Annotated in this window: 19 protein-coding genes; 9 read left to right on the top strand and 10 right to left on the bottom strand. The window is 53.8% G+C overall.

Going from position 1 to position 16,860, the window contains the following annotated elements; all coding sequences use genetic code 11:
• Positions 1 to 36: 36 nt before the first annotated feature.
• Positions 37 to 384 carry a monothiol glutaredoxin 4 gene (gene grxD / locus L462_RS17770; RefSeq protein WP_003832760.1) on the top strand — a complete coding sequence of 116 codons (348 nt, stop codon included), beginning with the start codon at positions 37 to 39 and terminating at the stop codon, positions 382 to 384.
• Between the two features lie 45 nt (positions 385 to 429).
• Here the strand turns inward: grxD and rnt are convergent, their stop codons facing one another.
• The 5 genes from rnt to eptA all read right to left on the bottom strand — a co-directional run bounded on the left by rnt (position 430) and on the right by eptA (position 5,102).
• The gene (rnt, locus tag L462_RS17765) at positions 430 to 1,080 is read right to left on the bottom strand and encodes a ribonuclease T (protein ID WP_014169774.1); all 651 of its coding nucleotides are present in this window, start codon (positions 1,078 to 1,080) and stop codon (positions 430 to 432) included.
• 96 nt (positions 1,081 to 1,176) lie between these two features.
• A complete protein-coding gene (gene gloA, locus L462_RS17760; protein ID WP_020884340.1) occupies positions 1,177 to 1,584 on the bottom strand; it encodes a lactoylglutathione lyase in 408 nt (135 codons plus the stop codon).
• A gap of 100 nt (positions 1,585 to 1,684) precedes the next feature.
• Positions 1,685 to 2,782, bottom strand: a complete 1,098-nt coding sequence (locus L462_RS17755; RefSeq protein WP_020884339.1) for an alkene reductase — start codon at positions 2,780 to 2,782, stop codon at positions 1,685 to 1,687.
• Positions 2,783 to 2,835: 53 nt separating this feature from the next.
• Positions 2,836 to 3,435, bottom strand: coding sequence for a TetR/AcrR family transcriptional regulator (locus L462_RS17750; RefSeq protein WP_014169778.1), 600 nt, complete (start codon positions 3,433 to 3,435; stop codon positions 2,836 to 2,838).
• Between the two features lie 41 nt (positions 3,436 to 3,476).
• Positions 3,477 to 5,102: a phosphoethanolamine transferase EptA gene (gene eptA / locus L462_RS17745; protein WP_032678018.1), complete on the bottom strand. Its 1,626-nt coding sequence runs from the start codon at positions 5,100 to 5,102 to the stop codon at positions 3,477 to 3,479.
• 149 nt (positions 5,103 to 5,251) lie between these two features.
• Between eptA and L462_RS17740 the strand changes: the two genes are divergently transcribed.
• The 3 genes from L462_RS17740 to sodC all read left to right on the top strand — a co-directional run bounded on the left by L462_RS17740 (position 5,252) and on the right by sodC (position 7,034).
• The gene (locus tag L462_RS17740; protein WP_020884337.1) at positions 5,252 to 5,491 is read left to right on the top strand and encodes a DUF1289 domain-containing protein; all 240 of its coding nucleotides are present in this window, start codon (positions 5,252 to 5,254) and stop codon (positions 5,489 to 5,491) included.
• A 48-nt stretch (positions 5,492 to 5,539) separates the two neighbouring features.
• Positions 5,540 to 6,436, top strand: coding sequence for an aldo/keto reductase (locus L462_RS17735; protein WP_014169781.1), 897 nt, complete (start codon positions 5,540 to 5,542; stop codon positions 6,434 to 6,436).
• Between the two features lie 79 nt (positions 6,437 to 6,515).
• Complete coding sequence (sodC, locus tag L462_RS17730; protein ID WP_032678019.1) at positions 6,516 to 7,034, top strand: superoxide dismutase [Cu-Zn] SodC; 519 nt, start codon at positions 6,516 to 6,518, stop codon at positions 7,032 to 7,034.
• Here the strand turns inward: sodC and L462_RS17725 are convergent.
• Genes L462_RS17725 through L462_RS17715 form a run of 3 tightly spaced genes read right to left on the bottom strand, consistent with a single transcriptional unit; the run spans position 7,013 to position 10,145 of the window.
• Complete coding sequence (locus L462_RS17725) at positions 7,013 to 9,046, bottom strand: FUSC family protein (protein ID WP_032678020.1); 2,034 nt, start codon at positions 9,044 to 9,046, stop codon at positions 7,013 to 7,015. The two genes, sodC and L462_RS17725, sit on opposite strands and share 22 nt — an antisense overlap.
• On the bottom strand, positions 9,046 to 9,906 hold the full coding sequence (locus L462_RS17720) for an efflux RND transporter periplasmic adaptor subunit (RefSeq protein ID WP_032678022.1): 861 nt from the start codon (positions 9,904 to 9,906) through the stop codon (positions 9,046 to 9,048). The genes L462_RS17725 and L462_RS17720 overlap by 1 nt, the downstream gene beginning before the upstream one ends.
• Positions 9,907 to 9,908: 2 nt before the next feature.
• Complete coding sequence (locus L462_RS17715) at positions 9,909 to 10,145, bottom strand: DUF1656 domain-containing protein (protein ID WP_020884333.1); 237 nt, start codon at positions 10,143 to 10,145, stop codon at positions 9,909 to 9,911.
• 186 nt (positions 10,146 to 10,331) lie between these two features.
• Between L462_RS17715 and slyA the strand changes: the two genes are divergently transcribed.
• Complete coding sequence (gene slyA / locus L462_RS17710) at positions 10,332 to 10,772, top strand: transcriptional regulator SlyA (RefSeq protein ID WP_014169785.1); 441 nt, start codon at positions 10,332 to 10,334, stop codon at positions 10,770 to 10,772.
• Positions 10,773 to 10,807: 35 nt separating this feature from the next.
• On the opposite strand, the gene L462_RS17705 is transcribed toward slyA, so the two are convergent.
• Positions 10,808 to 12,169, bottom strand: coding sequence for a sensor domain-containing diguanylate cyclase (locus tag L462_RS17705; RefSeq protein WP_032678024.1), 1,362 nt, complete (start codon positions 12,167 to 12,169; stop codon positions 10,808 to 10,810).
• 248 nt (positions 12,170 to 12,417) lie between these two features.
• Positions 12,418 to 12,885, bottom strand: coding sequence for an outer membrane lipoprotein SlyB (slyB, locus tag L462_RS17700; RefSeq protein ID WP_014169789.1), 468 nt, complete (start codon positions 12,883 to 12,885; stop codon positions 12,418 to 12,420).
• 255 nt (positions 12,886 to 13,140) lie between these two features.
• Here slyB and anmK point away from each other — a divergent pair, with 255 nt between their 5' ends.
• The 4 genes from anmK to tyrS all read left to right on the top strand — a co-directional run bounded on the left by anmK (position 13,141) and on the right by tyrS (position 16,796).
• The gene (anmK, locus tag L462_RS17695) at positions 13,141 to 14,265 is read left to right on the top strand and encodes an anhydro-N-acetylmuramic acid kinase (RefSeq protein WP_020884330.1); all 1,125 of its coding nucleotides are present in this window, start codon (positions 13,141 to 13,143) and stop codon (positions 14,263 to 14,265) included.
• A 93-nt stretch (positions 14,266 to 14,358) separates the two neighbouring features.
• The gene (gene mliC / locus L462_RS17690) at positions 14,359 to 14,682 is read left to right on the top strand and encodes a C-type lysozyme inhibitor (protein ID WP_020884329.1); all 324 of its coding nucleotides are present in this window, start codon (positions 14,359 to 14,361) and stop codon (positions 14,680 to 14,682) included.
• 57 nt (positions 14,683 to 14,739) lie between these two features.
• On the top strand, positions 14,740 to 15,396 hold the full coding sequence (gene pdxH, locus L462_RS17685) for a pyridoxamine 5'-phosphate oxidase (RefSeq protein WP_025204349.1): 657 nt from the start codon (positions 14,740 to 14,742) through the stop codon (positions 15,394 to 15,396).
• A 125-nt stretch (positions 15,397 to 15,521) separates the two neighbouring features.
• Positions 15,522 to 16,796 carry a tyrosine--tRNA ligase gene (tyrS, locus tag L462_RS17680; RefSeq protein ID WP_032678025.1) on the top strand — a complete coding sequence of 425 codons (1,275 nt, stop codon included), beginning with the start codon at positions 15,522 to 15,524 and terminating at the stop codon, positions 16,794 to 16,796.
• Positions 16,797 to 16,860: the final 64 nt, after the last annotated feature.

Raw genomic sequence — 16,860 nt, forward strand, 5'->3', positions numbered from 1 at the left:
GACGAATGCCGTAACAGAAGTTAAAGGAAGCAAGACATGAGCACCACTATTGAAAAAATCCAGCGCCAGATCGCTGAAAACCCGATTCTGCTGTATATGAAAGGTTCTCCGAAGCTGCCAAGCTGTGGCTTCTCCGCGCAAGCGGTTCAGGCGCTGTCTGCCTGTGGTGAGCGTTTTGCTTACGTTGATATCCTGCAGAACCCGGACATCCGCGCTGAGCTGCCTAAATACGCTAACTGGCCGACGTTCCCACAGCTGTGGGTAGACGGTGAGCTGGTCGGCGGTTGCGATATCCTGATCGAAATGTATCAGCGCGGTGAACTGCAGCAGCTGATCAAAGAAACGGCTGCGAAGTACAAAACGGAAGAGCCAGACGCGGAGTAAGTTATCTGCGAAGACAAAAAAGCGACCTCATGAGGTCGCTTTTTTTTATTCTTCACTGTCACCCATCGGCAGTGGCCAGCCGCCCAGACGCTTCCAGCGGTTCACAATTTCGCAAAACAGCTCCGCCGTCCGCTCGGTGTCATAAAGCGCGGAATGCGCCTGCGTACCGTCAAACTCAATGCCTGCCGTAATACAGGCCTTTGATAATACCGTTTGTCCCAACGCCAGACCGCTCAGTGCCGCGGTATCGAAGGTCACAAACGGGTGGAAAGGGTTACGCTTGAGCGACGCGCGCTCAGCGGCGGCCATGGTAAAGGTGTGATCGAACGTGGCGTTATGCGCCACCATAATGGCGCGGCTGCAGTTGCTCTCTTTCATGCCTTTACGCACCATTTTAAAAATGGCGTGCAGCGCGTCATATTCACTTACCGCACCACGCAGCGGGTTATGCGGATCGATGCCGTTAAAGGCCAGCGCCTCGGGCTGTAAGTTGGCCCCTTCAAACGGTTCAACGTGGAAATGCAGCGTGGTGTCCGGTGTAAGCCATCCCTGTTCATCCATCTTCAGCGTGATGGCGGCAATTTCAAGCAGCGCATCGGTTTTAGCGTTAAATCCGGCTGTTTCAACATCGATCACAACAGGATAAAAACCACGAAAACGGTCGCACAGACCGCTAAATTGAGCGTTATCGGACATCAGGGTCTCTTACATGGGGAAAAAAGCAGTGCGCATTATGGCAAATTTTGGATGGGGATGCAGTAAAAGTACGGGCGCATGTTGCGCCCTGCGGGATCAGTTGCCCAGACCGCGACCAGCGTCTTTGGCTTCAATCAGTTCGATTTTGTAGCCGTCCGGATCTTCAACAAACGCGATCACGGTGGTGCCGCCTTTGACTGGGCCAGCTTCGCGCGTCACGTTACCGCCGTTGCTGCGAATACGTTCACAGGCTTCGGCTGCGTTGTCCACTTCCAGCGCGATATGACCATAAGCGGTGCCCAGCTCATAGCTGTCCACGCCCCAGTTGTAGGTCAGTTCGATGACCGCTTCGTCCGTTTCCGGGCCGTAACCCACAAACGCCAGCGAGTATTTATATTCCGGGTTTTCGCTGGTGCGCAGCAGTTTCATACCCAGTACGTTAGTGTAGAAATCGACAGAACGTTGCAGATCGCCAACGCGCAGCATGGTGTGAAGTAGGCGCATAATTTCCTCATTAACCAATGGAATAGAATATCTATTTGAACAGAAACGATGTTTTAGTATAGCGGCGAAAGGTCGCCGCTATCAATGAGCAATGAAGAGATTACAGGGTAGGGTAGTCGGTATAACCTTCAGCGCCGCCGCCGTAGAAGCTTTCCGGACGCTGAGGGTTCAGCGCAGCTTTCTGCTGCAGACGGGCGACCAGATCTGGGTTAGCGATAAAATCGCGACCAAATGCAACGGCGTCGATCAAACCTTTGCTAATCAAATCTTCAGCTTTCTCAGGGGTATATGCACCTGCACCGATGATCACACCGTGGAAGCGTTCGCGTACTTTCTGACGGAAGGCTTCAGTGTAAGGCTGACCACCGGCCCAGTCTGGCTCGGACATATGCAGATACGCGATACCCCGTTTTGCCAGCTCTTCAATCAGATAAAGGGCATCCGCTTCTTCGTCCGGGCCGTTATCAACGTTCTGGAAAGAACCAATCGGGGAAACGCGGATACCAATGCGGTCCGGGCTCCACTCCTGACATACGGCATCCACCACTTCCAGCACCAGGCGCGCACGGTTTTCAACGCTGCCGCCGTACTGGTCGGTACGATGGTTAGAGGACGGTGACAAGAACTGGTGCAGCAGATAGCCATGCGCGGAGTGCAGTTCAACCAGGTCGAAGCCGGCTTCACGCGCATTCGCCACGGCCTGGCGGAAATCGTTAACAATCCCCGGGATCTCGTCCAGTTCAAGAGCGCGCGGCATAGACGTATCAACGCGGATCGCATTGCCGTTTTCATCACGCAGCGAGGTGCGGGTGTTCGCGCTCAGGGCAGAGGCGGAAACCGGTGCCTGACCGCCAGGCTGGATGCTGCTGTGAGAGATACGACCGGTATGCCACAGCTGGACGGCAATACGACCCTCTTCAGCGTGAACGCCAGCCGTGATTTTTTTCCACGCGGCAATCTGTTCCGGGCTGTGCAGACCTGGTGCGCCAGCGTAACCCTTAGCCTGAGCAGAAATCTGAGTGGCCTCGGTGATGATCAGGCCAGAGCTTGCGCGCTGACGGTAATATTCACCCATCAACGGGGTAGGGATATCACCCGGCTCAATGCTGCGCAGACGGGTAAGCGGGGCCATAAACACACGGTTTGGCGCGGTAACGGCACCCACTTTCAAGGGGGTAAATAATTTTTCAGCGGACATAAAGGCTCCTGAGTAGACCAGTCGTCTAGTAATTACGTAAATAAAAACGCCTGCTATACGCGAGGCGTAGTAATGCTGCTTTTTACATGTGCCAGTGCGCTTTCAAGCGGCACCGCACTGCGAGAAATCTTGGCCTGCAGGTTCGCGCCTAACCAGAGGGCGTATAAAACCTGCGCCTGGGTTAAAGGTTCGCCGGGAAAAGTCAGCGTTTTTTCATCGCGGCCTTTCTCCAGCGCCTGTGCCATGAGGGCGATAACCCCGCGTGCCCCTTTATCCATTGCTGTGCGCATATCTTCTGAAAGATCGCACACTTCGGCAGAAAGTTTTACCGTCAGGCAACCGCTGATGATGCCCTGCTGACAGAACTGGTTCAGCGTTTCCTGATAGAAGTGCAGAACACGATCGCGATAATTACCTTCGCCCGTGGCAAAGTGCGCTGCCAGGCGCTGATGGTAGCTGGCATAGTGCCGCTCCAGCATTGCCACGCCAAACGCCTCTTTGGACCGGAAGTAGTGATAAAACGACCCCTTCGGTACCTCAGCGGTTTTTAATAACTCGCTCAACCCCATACCGGTGAACCCGCGATGCATGCAAAGTCGCTCGCCGGTCGCCAGTAAATGTTCTCGGGTATCGTGTTCTGTATTTCTGCTCATGGCCGCACTCTAATAGACCGTTCGGTCTATTGCAAGCGTGTTCAGTGGCGACATGCGTTCAGAATATCCAGCTGTTGTTGATAAACCTTTGATTTAATGTCCATCATACCCAATACGGTAGAGAACAAATTGTCCTGCGAAACCGCATTTTTTGCTGCATGGTCACGTAAACACTGCGCGTTGACGCCGAAATTTTTCGCATAGTCTGGTGATAACCAGAACATAAACGGAATGTGCGTTTGTTGCTCTGGTGCCAGCAGATACGGCGTGCCGTGCAGATAAATCCCGCTTTCGCCCAGCGACTCCCCGTGATCCGAAAGGTAAATCAGGGCGGTATTCATGCTCGCCTGACGCGCTTTCAGGGCATCGATGGTTTTACTGACCATGCTGTCGGTATACAGGATGGTGTTGTCATAGGTATTCATTAGCGCATGGTGATCGCAATCCTGAATTTCATTGGTATCGCAGGTTGGCGTAAATTTGCGGAAATTATCCGGATAACGGCGATAGTATGCCGGGCCGTGGCTGCCCATCAGGTGGATGACCAGTACGGAGTCCTGCTTCAGGCCATCCAGAACATTGTCCAGACGGGTGAAGTTCACATCGTCAATGCAGGAGTTGTCTTTGCAGAACTGATCGAGTTTCCACTGGGTCATGTCGGTATGGGGAACGCGATCGCAGGCGCCTTTACAACCGCCATCATTGTCACGCCACAGCATATTGATCCCCGCATGGGCGAGCACGTCCAGCAACCCTTCCTGGTGATGGGCCAGGTCGGCATCGTATTTACTGCGCGTCATACCGGAGAACATGCAGGGCACGGAAACGGCCGTTTCGGTGCCGCAGGAGGAGGCCTGCGGGAAGTTAATCACATCCTGCTTTTTCAGCTCGGGGTTTGTTTCACGCCCGTAGCCATTCAAGGAGTAGTTCGCGGCGCGTGACGCTTCGCCGATGACCAGCACCAGAACGGTTTTCTTTTGTTGGCCTGCAATCAGCGGCCCTTTATGGGCATCTTCACCGATTCGGACCAGCGTTTGATCGCCTGCAAACCAGCGCATTTTGCTGTATTTGACCATCGCGCTGACATAGTTAGCGGGGGTCACCATTTTGACGATGCTTTTGTTATTGCGAAACAGCGACGCGTAGTCTTTATAAAACAGGGCGGCGATGAGGATGATAACCAGCAGGGCGCCGAGCATTGCGGCAAAACGGGTCAGCAGGGCGTACCACCATTTCCCGGTGCGAATGCGGATCATGGCCAGCACCACGGACGGAACAAGACCGGCAACGACAATCCACAGGATCATCTGCGGCGTCACCAGGGCGGTGGCTTCCTGAGAGTTGGTTTCGAACACGTTAACAATCATGTTCTGATCGATAACCGCGCCGTAGGTATACATAAAGTAAGTCGCGGCGGCGCATCCGACGGTCAAGACAATCAGCAGCGGCTTACGGATAAACGGGATATTAAGCAGACTAAAAACAATGACCCAGCCGCAAAACAGCACCAGTGGAACGGACGCGGCAAAGAGGACGTCATGGATATGCGCGGGCGCGATAATTGCCCAGCTACGCTGAATAAACAGCGCGTTTAATACGGTAAAGAAAAGTGCACAGCCCAGAGTAAATTTTATATCGTTACATTGTAACTTTTTGATTAGCCACATCGATCAGAAAACCTGCAATTTTAATGATGGGGCGAGTATAGAGAACGAAGATTAGTGAAACCTTAATGCCACAAAACTGTGGTAAAGCCCTTGCACGCGGGACGTTTAGCGTCTTCACTGTAGGTGATAGTCGTTATCGGGAGGTGAGTGTGGCAGAGCAACTGGAGTTTTTCCCCATCCAGAGCCCGTGCCGGGGTATTTGTCAGGTGGATGAACGCGGATATTGCCGTGGCTGCATGCGCACGCGCGATGAGCGTTTTAACTGGCAACACTTCAGCGACACGCAGAAACAGGAGGTGCTCCGTCTCTGTCGACAGCGACTTCTGCGCAAAATACGCGCAAACAAAGCCGGTGACACCGAAGAACCCCAGCAACCTTCACTGTTTTAACACGGTAATTGCGTATACTCATGACATCACGTCCTTGAGGAAAATGTTATGGTTCAGCGAATTACCCTTGCCCCCCAGGGGCCAGAATTCTCCCGTTTTGTGATGGGCTACTGGCGCCTGATGGACTGGAATATGTCCCCCCTCCAGCTGGCAAGCTTTATTGAAGAGCATCTCGACTTAGGGATCACCACGGTCGATCACGCTGATATTTACGGTGGCTATCAGTGTGAAGCCGCGTTCGGCGAGGCACTCAAACTGGTTCCTGCGTTACGCGAACGCATGGAGATCGTCACCAAATGCGGGATTGCCACGACGGCAAAACCGGAACATGCTCTCGGCCATTACATTACCGACAGCGCGCACATCATTAAGAGCGCCGAACAGTCGCTGGTTAATCTGGCGACCGATCATATCGATCTGCTACTGATCCATCGCCCCGATCCGTTGATGGATGCCGATGAGGTGGCCGAAGCGTTTCTGAATCTGCATCAAAGCGGCAAAGTGCGTCATTTCGGCGTATCAAACTTTACCCCTGCACAGTTTGCGCTGCTGCAGTCTCGTCTGCCGTTTACCCTGGCCACCAACCAGGTTGAAATTTCTCCGGTTCATCAGCCGCTGCTGCTGGATGGCACGCTCGATCAGCTTCAGCAATTGCGTATCCGTCCGATGGCGTGGTCGTGCCTGGGCGGCGGACGTCTGTTTAATGATGATGAATTCCAGCCGCTGCGCACTGAGCTTGAGACCATTGCCCGCGAACTGAATGCCGGAAGCATCGAACAGGTGGTGTACGCGTGGATCCTGCGTTTGCCGTCAAAACCACTGCCAATCATTGGCTCGGGCAAAATTGAACGCGTACGCGCCGCCATTGCCGCGGAAGAGTTGCAGATGACCCGTCAGCAGTGGTTCCGCATCCGCAAAGCGGCGCTGGGTTACGACGTCCCGTAACCGGTAAAACGTGACTTTCCGGTGAAATCTTTGCCCCTGGTATAAACTTAAGGGGCAAAAAACAACCCGTGGAGGTCATATGAAGCGTTTTACTCTGGCTCTCGTCACGCTGGTGGTCTGTGCAGGTGCGCAGGCGGCCAGTGATGAAGTGGAAATGAATCTCGTCACCTCTCAGGGTGTAGGTCAGTCCATCGGCACGGTGAAAATCACTGAAACCGACAAGGGGCTGGAATTCGCGCCCAATCTCAAAGCCCTTCCTCCTGGCGAACATGGTTTCCATGTCCATGCTAACGGTAGCTGTCAGCCCGCATTAAAAGAGGGTAAAGCCTCGGCTGCGGAGGCGGCAGGCGGCCACCTCGACCCACAACATACCGGTAAGCATGAAGGTCCTGACGGTAAGGGACATCTGGGCGATTTGCCGGTGCTGGTGGTGAATAACGACGGCAAAGCCACGGATCCCGTCGTCGCGCCGCGGCTGAAAAAGCTGGATGAAGTGAAAGGCAAGGCGCTGATGATCCATGTCGGCGGCGACAATATGTCCGATCAGCCAAAACCGCTTGGCGGTGGCGGGGCTCGCTATGCCTGCGGGGTGATGTGATCCCCAATTGTACCCGGAGCCGGTGCCTGTTCCAGCTGCGACAGCGAGCAGTGCAGGCGCCAGATTATCGAGGCTAAATCTCGTGCTGCAGGCGAGTGATGGTGCGCAAGGGTATCGCAAATTCGCTGAAGTTCAGCAAGCGTGGTTTCCAGTGGACGCTGCTGGACACCGCGTTCGCTCATGACATCGCGTAGCAGGGTGATACAGACATCACGAACCTGCGACAGCGGGTCGGACCGTGTTTCCCATGCCCTAAGTTGCCAGACCACGTGAGAGCAGTTCAACAGCACCACGCCCCAGCGCAACAGCCAGCGGCGCGAAAGGGAGTCCTGGCTGTTATTGAGCTGGCTGACATAGTGATAGACCAGCGATTCATACTCACTTTCACGTAAATGCGGTTTTCGACTCAACTGGTCGACAAAACCTCTGCGTAACTCGCGGATATGACGGCGACTCTTGCGCGCATCTGAACCCGGACGTAACACCGCAAATGCCAGCCACGCCAGCCCAACGCCAAGGATCTTCGCCAGATTGTCATTGAGAAAATCGGCGTAGTCATAAACCGGCGGGTTAGTGACGGAGATAAACGAGCCCATAAACACAATCAGCTGTCCCCACAGCCCCGCGAGTTTGGGCATTTGCAGCTTCAGCAGCTGCATGGTAGTTAACAGCGGGAACAGGAACAGAAGGAACTGCCACAGGTCGCTTATCTGCACCATCAACCCAAACTTCACGGCAAAACTAAACAGCGAGAGCAGCACCAGGGTGCGCAGCAGCAGCGTGAGGGAGTTGAACGGTGACGCGGCGACGGAGTACAGCACGCAGCTGATAGCAGCAAGCGTCAGGGCCGCAGGGCCTGACTCCCACTGGGTGGTGATACTCCACGCGCCAACCAGCGTGAGCGCGCAAAAGGTACGAAAACCACTCCACAGTGCCTCCATCGAGTCTGTGTGTCGTGCCAGCGCCGGGCTACCGGGGACAGCGAACTCGGTGACCGGGGTGGCATTTTCCACGGCGTTAATCCAGCGGCTGCTGCGCAGATACAACCGGCAAAAATAGTTGAGACGCTGCCAGAAGGCGCGGTGACGGTAATCATACTCATCTACTGGCGCGAGCGGGGCGATAATCTTCGCGACGGTGTAGATGTCGGCATCCGGGCGTGCAAGCGCCGCGAGCAGCGTTTCAATCACGGCGCGCGTATGTGCAGGGGGTGTAGGCCAGTTGAGCAGCATCCGGCGCAGGCTGGAGATTGAACTGGTCATACGCAGCTGCTGATGCAACAGATAGTTCAGCAGGGTGTTCTGACGACGAAAGCGATAGTGGCTCCAGAAGGCCTGAATGCGTAACAGATTCATGGTCAGGATCTGGCCGATCACCTTTTCGTGCGCAAGACGGATGTCGTCGTTGGTATCCGGTTGCCAGAGCAGGCTTGCGTGCTCCAGTAAACGGGTATGCATGGTCTTCAGGGCGGTAATAAGCGCGGTGCCATCGGAAGTGCTCGGCAGTATCATCATCATGAAACCGCCGCTCAGAATACCGACAATCACTTCACAGACGCGCGCCTGTGCGATGTCCCACAGCTCGGTGGTATCGAGCACATTCACCACCGGAAAGGCGATAATGGCGGCGGTATAGCCGGCCAGCTGGAAGGCATAGGCAACGTTATTCGTAAAGTGCGCGCAGGCCCAGGTACAAAAGCCCAGCCATATCGCCATGCTCAACAAAAAAAGCCACGGATCGTTCAGCGTATGACCTGCAATGATTAACGCTGCGGTGGCACCCAACAGGCTGCCGGCAATACGTCCAAGACTTTTGCTGATCACCCCGCCGACGGTGGGGAAACTCACCACCGCGGCAGAGGTCATTGCCCAGTAGGGCTGATCAAGGTTGAGGTAATAGGCAACAGTCAGCGCAAGACACATCGCAATGCCATTACGCAGCGCATAGCGCCACTGCGGATGTGTCGCTTTCATCCACGGCGTATTTCGCCAGGAGAGGGCCTGCAGGTTCATCAACGGGTCCCGATGGCGACGGTGCAGGTTGTGCCGGAGACCAGCGTTATGCCCTGCGGTAAATGGTCAAACTCCACACGAACCGGTACGCGCTGGGCCAGACGCACCCACGGCACGTTCGGTTTAATGTCCGGTACCAGGCCTGAATCCAATTCAACACTCTGATCGTAGATGGCGCGGCCAATGCTGGAGACGTGACCCTGTAACCTCTGCGAGCCGCTGTAAAGCGTAATGGTAGCGGGAGACCCTTCGCGAATATGGCGAAGCTTGGTCTCTTCAAAATAACCCACCACATAGAACGAGTGGCTGTCGACAAGGGCGAAAACGGGTTGCCCGGCGGTGGCATAATTCCCCGCGCGGGCTGACAGGTTGGTGATCCATCCATCGACTGGCGCGGTAATAACGGTTTGTGTCAGCTCCCACTGCGCCTGTTTGAGCGTAGCCTCCGCGACGTTCACGCTCGCCTGCATGGCCTTAACGTTGATATTGGCAGTATCTAAATCTTCTGCGGAAATATAGTTGCGCGACAAATGCCGGCGGCGATTGGCTTCGTTATTGGCTTTTGCTAAATCAGACTGGGCCTTCGCCAGCTGTGCCTGGGCGTTAAGGATCGCAATATGATAGGGGGTGTCGTCGATACGGAATAACACGTCACCCTTTTTAACGTACTGGTTATCTTTCACGACAAGCGTCGTGATGCTGCCCGATACCTGAGGGGTAATGCTGACCTGCTCAGCCCGCACTTTGCCGTCACGTGTCCAGGGTGACTGCATATAAAAATTCCAGAGCCACCACCCGGCAACCAGGGCCAGAGCAAGAACAATCAGCGTGGAAAAGTACTTCAGCGTTTTCAGGGGCATATTCACCACACAATCAAGACAGCAAGGCCCAGACATACGGAAAGGGCAAACAGGGAGAGGTCCATTAACATGGGGTGCCAAATCTCGCCGGAGTACATCCAGTCGCGAAGCAGGCGATGGGCTATGAGCCAAATCATAAAGCCGACCAGGACGGCCTTAAACAAGGGCGGAAAGTAGACTGACGCACCGAAAATCAGGTCCTGAAGGGGGAGTCCCACGGAGCTTTGAAAAAACGTCACGGGCAGAGATCCTTTGCAGTGAACAAAATGCCGCGAGGGCGAGTCTTAATCTGATGGAACATCACAATTCAGTGTAAGTCATCCTTTTAAGTTCGATGAATGCAGTATTGCATTTGTTTTGCCAATACAAATGCTGCACACTATTCTAAAATCAGTATAATAACTTAGCAAGCTAATTATAAGGAGATGAAATTGGAATCGCCATTAGGTTCTGATCTGGCAAGGTTGGTACGCGTCTGGCGTGCTCTGATTGACCATCGCCTGAAACCTCTGGAATTGACACAGACACACTGGGTCACGCTGCATAACATTCATCAGCTGCCACCCGACCAGTCACAAATTCAACTGGCAAAAGCGATCGGCATTGAGCAACCGTCACTGGTACGTACGCTTGACCAACTGGAAGAGAAAGGACTCATCTCCCGGCAAACCTGCGCCAGCGATCGTCGCGCTAAGCGGATTAAGCTCACTGAGAAAGCGGCCCCTATCATTACTGAAATGGAAGCCGTTATCACCAAAACGCGCGGCGAAATCCTTTCCGGGGTTTCACCCGCAGAGCTTGAACTGCTCATCAGCCTCATTGGGCGCCTTGAGCAGAACATCCATGAGCTGCAGTCACGCGACTGACACCATCACAAGGCCTTGCAGCAGCAAGGCCTTTTTTACCTCGACACAACGACACGGTTACGCCCGGTCTCTTTCGCTTCATACATCGCCTTGTCAGCATTCTCCACGCACGCTTCAGCGGTCGTCGTCGGAGAGGTGGCGGTAAACACCCCCATGCTAATCGTGATGGATTCAGGTAACTGACCTCCGCTGCTGACCTTATCAAAACTGCTCAGCTTTAGCCGTATGCGTTCAGCCACCTGGTACGCTGCTTCCGACGAAGTATTGGTCAGCATCAGGACAAATTCTTCCCCACCAATACGTGCCGCGATGTCCTGCGGGCGGACGGAATCCATCAGCAGGTTGGCGACAAACTGCAATACTTTGTCTCCCTGCAGATGGCCGTAGCAGTCATTGATGCGCTTAAAACGGTCGAGATCGCTGACGATAACCGACACAGGGTGGTTGGTTTTGCTGATGCTGAGTGCCTGATTTAAGGTGTCGTAAAAATAACTGCGGTTGTAGAGGCGCGTCAGCGGGTCGCGGATCGAGTTCTGATAAGACTGCTGATACTTTATGTGCGAGTCGCGATACAGGTTAAAGACGTCGTACAGCAGGACAAAAATAATCATCAGCGTCGCCACGGTTTCGAATAAGCGAGCGTGATACCAGGACGTGTCCTCAGCATGCCCGCCGGCTAACAGTAATGAGAGCGTCAGGACATAACAAACACATAAGAAATTACCGCCAACCCAAAAAAGATTCCGCACCCGGGTAATCGTCATTAACGTTGCTAACGCCACAACCCAGAGAAGAATCAAAAAGATATTTATGACCTGGCTCCAGAGAACCATAAATTGCCGGGTTTCATTATCCACCAGATCCAGCGTTATCAGTGCCGAGTGGCTGGAGCAGAACCAGGCCAGGGCGACCATAGAAACCGTAAACAGCATTGTACCGATAACCACGGCAATATGCGCGGGGCGTGAAAGGGGATAATCCCGAATGGAATAGAGTAACGCTGAGACTATTATCAGCACCGCCATAAGAATATGACGGAACATAAAGAAGATCATGGCGTCGTTATAGTCGACAACATTGAACTGATAGAGATCCAGCCATGACGGGAAGCTGGACAGGGTGCCGGCCATCAGCATCGTCGACCCGACGAAGGCCGAGGCGAGGGCGATAAGGTACAACCGCCGTCTGTCACACCAGTATTTCATGACCATGAAGCAGGCAATAAACAGGTGGAATACCAGCAAAAATATGGTAAGTGTCGGGAATAGCAGCGGTGAGAATGAAGGGACTAATTCGACCAGTTTTACAAAGAGACCTTGTAATATTCCAACGACGACGATGCATCCAAAACAGAATGTAATATAAGGGTTCTTAAAATATCGTTGTAGTGCAAGCATAGGGATTTGACGGAATAATAAAATTAAAAAATGTAAAGTAAGAAAGAGAGTAACAGGCGTGGAGAGTAAATACTTTGCGCAGGAACAAGATATACCGCGCTTAATGATTCATGGCGGGAATGTTTTTTGTAAATATATTGCTGATAATTATATTTTATGTAAATAGATTTGTTTACGGGCTTTGTTAAATGGCTTTGCTAAATGGATTTGTTAAATGGATGTGGTCTGATGACCACATCCAGTTTGAATTAGCGTGGAGAAACGGTGACCTGGCTTCCGTTGCTCGCCAGAACAACGCGCTGGCCGGCAGAGAAACGGGTATTACCTTGTTTCTGTACTACCATGATGGTGCTGCCGTCATCTTTACGGATTTCCAGTTCTACGCCCTGGCTTTTGTTCATTGCACCCTGAACGCCCTGGCCTGCAACACCACCCGCAACGGCACCTGCTGCCGTGGCCAGCGAACGACCCGTGCCACCGCCTACGGTATTACCGAGGAAGCCACCCAGCACAGCACCGCCGATGGCACCCATCACGTTGCTGTCATCGCCACCCTGAATTTGTACAGGGCGTGCGTTAACAACGGTACCGTAAGTGACGCTCTGAACCTGTTTGGCTTCAGAAGCGCTGTACACGTCGCCAGAAAGTGAACTGTCATTCACACAGCCTGCAAGGGTTAAACCGATCAGCGAAACGCCCAGTACACGTAAAATCATTTGAATCTCCTGTTCACCAAAAACGCCCGATGGCGGGCATCCGTTATGGCTAAATTATATGGCATAAGGGGCCATAGTTCATATCTTTGCACTAACAATAAGAAAATTGTACTTGAATTTAACTTAACGAGACATAAACGGGCACCCGGCAGGTTACCTGTCTGAGATTGTTAAAAAATATTATCGCCGGATAGCAAAGCGGCGCTGTTTATGGTTGAGTGGAGAGCATTAGCCCACGCAACGTAAGGAAAGCGCATGAAATCGGGTCGCTACATTGGTGTGATGTCGGGTACCAGTCTGGATGGCGTAGACGTCGTTCTGGCCGCTATTGATGAAAACATGGTGGCACAGCAGGCGAGCCTGACCTGGCCTATCCCCCTGGCGCTGAAAGAGGACATTCTCAGTGTCTGTCAGGGGCAGCAACTGACGCTTTCTCAGCTTGGTCAGCTTGATGTGCGGCTGGGGGCGCTGTTTGCCGATGCGGTACTGGCCCTGATGCATAAAGAAAAGCTTCGCCCGCAGGATGTCGTCGCTATCGGCTGTCACGGACAAACGGTCTGGCATGAGCCGGTCGGCGATGCACCGCATACCCTGCAAATCGGCGACAACAACCAGATTGTGGCGAAGACGGGCGTGACCGTAGTCGGTGATTTTCGGCGTCGCGATATTGCGCTTGGCGGGCAAGGCGCGCCGCTGGTGCCCGCTTTTCATCAGGCATTGTTGACCCATCCGACAGAGCGCCGAATGGTGCTGAACATTGGCGGTATCGCCAACCTGTCTCTGCTTATCCCGGATCAACCCGTACGCGGCTATGACACCGGCCCGGGTAACATGCTGATGGATGCCTGGATCTGGCGTCAGCGTGGTCAGGCTTATGATAAAGACGCGCAGTGGGCCAGCGAAGGCAAAGTGATCATCCCGCTGTTGCAGTCCATGCTAAGCGATCCGTACTTCGCTTTACCGGCGCCCAAAAGCACGGGGCGCGAATATTTCAACTATGGCTGGCTCGAACGTCAGCTGGCGCAGTTCCCGGCGCTTGCACCGCAGGATGTCCAGGCGACGCTCGCCGAGTTAACGGCGGTTTCGATATCGGAACAGGTTCTTCTCAGCGGTGGATGCGAACGCCTGCTGGTGTGCGGCGGTGGCAGCCGTAACCCGTTGGTGATGGCACGTCTTGCTGGGTTATTGCCAGGTACCGAGGTGACGACCACCGATGAAGCCGGCATCAGCGGCGATGATATGGAAGCGCTGGCCTTTGCCTGGCTTGCCTGGCGCACCATTGCCGGGCTTCCGGGCAATTTGCCGTCGGTGACTGGCGCACGTGAGGCCAGCGTCCTCGGGGCCATTTTCCCGGCGAATCCACGTCATAATCAGAGTTAACTGAAATTCAGCGCGGCGTGTGGTCGTTAGAATGGAATGAAACAGGAGGGCAGCCATGCCCTCCAGGACCAGGAAAGTCTTCGGAATACGCCCATGAAAAAACTTCTTCTTATTGCCGCGCCTTTATTGCTGTCAGGATGCAGCGTCTACAACCAGTTCCTTGATCGCATGCAGACCGATACCCTGGAGTATCGCTGTGATGAAAAACCGCTGACCGTTAAGCTGAACAATCCGCGTCAGGAAGCCAGTTTTGTCTACGACAACAAATTGCTCACCCTCAAGCAGGGCATTTCTGCCTCCGGCGCACGCTACACGGACGGAATTTATGTCTTCTGGTCGAAAGGCGACAGTGCCACCGTCTACAAACGAGACCGTATTGTGCTGAACAATTGCCAGCTCGAAAATCCGAAGCGTTGAGATTTTTACAGGGGCGGCGCACAATAGCGCCACCCAATGTCAATGTCAGCTAACGCCATGTCAGATAACGACGAACTGCAGCAAATTGCGCATCTGCGCCGTGAATACACCAAAGGCGGCCTGCGTCGCCAGGATCTTCCCGCCGAACCCCTCGTGCTTTTTGAACGCTGGCTGAAACAGGCCTGCGAAGCGAAACTCGCCGACCCAACGGCAATGGTTGTCGCAACGGTAGATGAAAACGGTCAACCGTATCAGCGTATCGTCCTGCTCAAACATTATGACGAGAAAGGCCTGGTGTTTTACACCAACCTGGGCAGTCGTAAGGCACACCATTTAGAAAACAATCCTCGTATCAGCCTGCTGTTCCCGTGGCATATGCTGGAGCGTCAGGTGATGGTCACCGGCAAAGCAGAGCGTCTCTCCACGCTGGAAGTGGTGAAGTATTTCCACAGCCGCCCGCGTGACAGCCAGATTGGCGCCTGGGTCTCAAAACAGTCCAGCCGTATTTCGGCGCGTGGCGTGCTTGAAAGCAAATTCCTCGAACTGAAGCAGAAATTCCAGCAGGGCGAAGTTCCGTTGCCCAGTTTCTGGGGGGGCTTCCGCATTCCGATCGAGCAGATGGAATTCTGGCAGGGCGGCGAACACCGTCTGCATGACCGCTTTTTATACCAGCGTGAAAATGGCGGCTGGAAAATCGACAGGCTGGCACCGTAATCGCCGAAATTTGTTGATTTAAGCGCTAGCGCAGGCCGCGCTTGCGCTTTATTCTATGTACCTTTCGCATCAGGCGAAAAGTCGTGTACCGGCAAAGGTGCAGTCGTTTATACATGGAGAATTTGATGGCAAGCAGTAACTTGATTAAACAATTGCAAGAGCGGGGCCTTGTGGCTCAGGTGACGGACGAGGAAGCGTTAGCAGAGCGACTGGCGCAAGGCCCGATCGCGCTCTATTGCGGCTTCGATCCTACCGCTGACAGCTTGCATTTGGGGCATCTTGTTCCATTGTTATGCCTGAAACGCTTCCAGATGGCGGGCCACAAGCCTGTCGCACTGGTTGGCGGCGCGACCGGTCTGATTGGCGACCCAAGCTTTAAAGCTGCCGAGCGTAAACTGAACACCGAAGACACCGTGCAGGAGTGGGTGGATAAGATCCGCAAACAGGTTGCGCCTTTCCTCGACTTTAACTGCGGTGACAACTCTGCGATTGCGGCCAACAACTATGACTGGTTTGGCGGCATGAACGTGCTGACCTTCCTGCGCGACATTGGCAAACACTTCTCTGTTAACCAGATGATTAACAAAGAAGCGGTGAAGCAGCGTCTGAACCGTGACGACCAGGGCATCTCCTTTACCGAGTTCTCCTACAACCTGCTGCAGGGTTATGACTTTGCCTGCCTGAATAAACTGCACGGCGTCTGCCTGCAGATTGGCGGCTCTGACCAGTGGGGCAACATCACGTCGGGTATCGATCTGACGCGTCGTCTGCACCAGAACCAGGTCTTCGGTCTGACCGTTCCACTGATCACCAAAGCCGACGGCACCAAATTTGGTAAAACCGAAGGCGGCGCGGTATGGCTTGATCCGAAGAAAACCAGCCCGTACAAATTCTACCAGTTCTGGATTAACACGGCGGATGCCGATGTTTATCGCTTCCTGAAGTTCTTCACCTTTATGGACATTGAGACGATCAATGCTCTGGAAGAAGAAGACAAAACCAGCGGTAAAGCGCCACGCGCTCAGTACGTACTGGCTGATGAAGTGACCAAACTGGTTCACGGTGAAGAAGGTCTGGCCGCGGCAAAACGCATTACTGCAAGCCTGTTCAACGGGACGCTGAGCGATCTGAGCGAAGCGGACTTCGAACAGCTGGCGCAGGATGGCGTGCCGATGGTTGAGATGGAAAAAGGTGCCGACCTGATGCAGGCGCTGGTGGACTCCGAGCTGCAGCCATCCCGCGGTCAGGCGCGTAAAACCATCGCCTCGAACGCTATCACCATTAACGGTGAAAAACAGGCCGACCCGGAATACACCTTCGCTGACAGCGATCGTCTGTATGGCCGCTACACGCTTCTGCGTCGCGGTAAGAAAAACTACTGTCTGGTCTGCTGGAAATAATTAAAAGTATCCAGGGGCGTGGGAAACCACGCCCCTTTTGTTTTTTCAGGGTTTGGTAAGTAAA

Origin of the sequence: Enterobacter sp. BIDMC 26, from assembly GCF_000534435.1 — a bacterium.
GTDB lineage: Bacteria > Pseudomonadota > Gammaproteobacteria > Enterobacterales > Enterobacteriaceae > Enterobacter > Enterobacter ludwigii.

Coding starts and splice junctions, on each gene's coding strand:
- L462_RS17735 (WP_014169781.1), top strand. CDS start 5,540: ATGGTTCAGCGAATTACCCTTGCCCCCCAGGGGCCAGAATTCTCCCGT.
- mliC (WP_020884329.1), top strand. CDS start 14,359: ATGAAAAAACTTCTTCTTATTGCCGCGCCTTTATTGCTGTCAGGATGC.
- L462_RS17720 (WP_032678022.1), bottom strand. CDS start 9,906: ATGCCCCTGAAAACGCTGAAGTACTTTTCCACGCTGATTGTTCTTGCT.
- grxD (WP_003832760.1), top strand. CDS start 37: ATGAGCACCACTATTGAAAAAATCCAGCGCCAGATCGCTGAAAACCCG.
- gloA (WP_020884340.1), bottom strand. CDS start 1,584: ATGCGCCTACTTCACACCATGCTGCGCGTTGGCGATCTGCAACGTTCT.
- L462_RS17755 (WP_020884339.1), bottom strand. CDS start 2,782: ATGTCCGCTGAAAAATTATTTACCCCCTTGAAAGTGGGTGCCGTTACC.
- L462_RS17725 (WP_032678020.1), bottom strand. CDS start 9,046: ATGAACCTGCAGGCCCTCTCCTGGCGAAATACGCCGTGGATGAAAGCG.
- pdxH (WP_025204349.1), top strand. CDS start 14,740: ATGTCAGATAACGACGAACTGCAGCAAATTGCGCATCTGCGCCGTGAA.
- slyA (WP_014169785.1), top strand. CDS start 10,332: ATGAAATTGGAATCGCCATTAGGTTCTGATCTGGCAAGGTTGGTACGC.
- tyrS (WP_032678025.1), top strand. CDS start 15,522: ATGGCAAGCAGTAACTTGATTAAACAATTGCAAGAGCGGGGCCTTGTG.
- L462_RS17705 (WP_032678024.1), bottom strand. CDS start 12,169: ATGCTTGCACTACAACGATATTTTAAGAACCCTTATATTACATTCTGT.
- anmK (WP_020884330.1), top strand. CDS start 13,141: ATGAAATCGGGTCGCTACATTGGTGTGATGTCGGGTACCAGTCTGGAT.
- rnt (WP_014169774.1), bottom strand. CDS start 1,080: ATGTCCGATAACGCTCAATTTAGCGGTCTGTGCGACCGTTTTCGTGGT.
- sodC (WP_032678019.1), top strand. CDS start 6,516: ATGAAGCGTTTTACTCTGGCTCTCGTCACGCTGGTGGTCTGTGCAGGT.
- L462_RS17750 (WP_014169778.1), bottom strand. CDS start 3,435: ATGAGCAGAAATACAGAACACGATACCCGAGAACATTTACTGGCGACC.
- slyB (WP_014169789.1), bottom strand. CDS start 12,885: ATGATTTTACGTGTACTGGGCGTTTCGCTGATCGGTTTAACCCTTGCA.
- eptA (WP_032678018.1), bottom strand. CDS start 5,102: ATGTGGCTAATCAAAAAGTTACAATGTAACGATATAAAATTTACTCTG.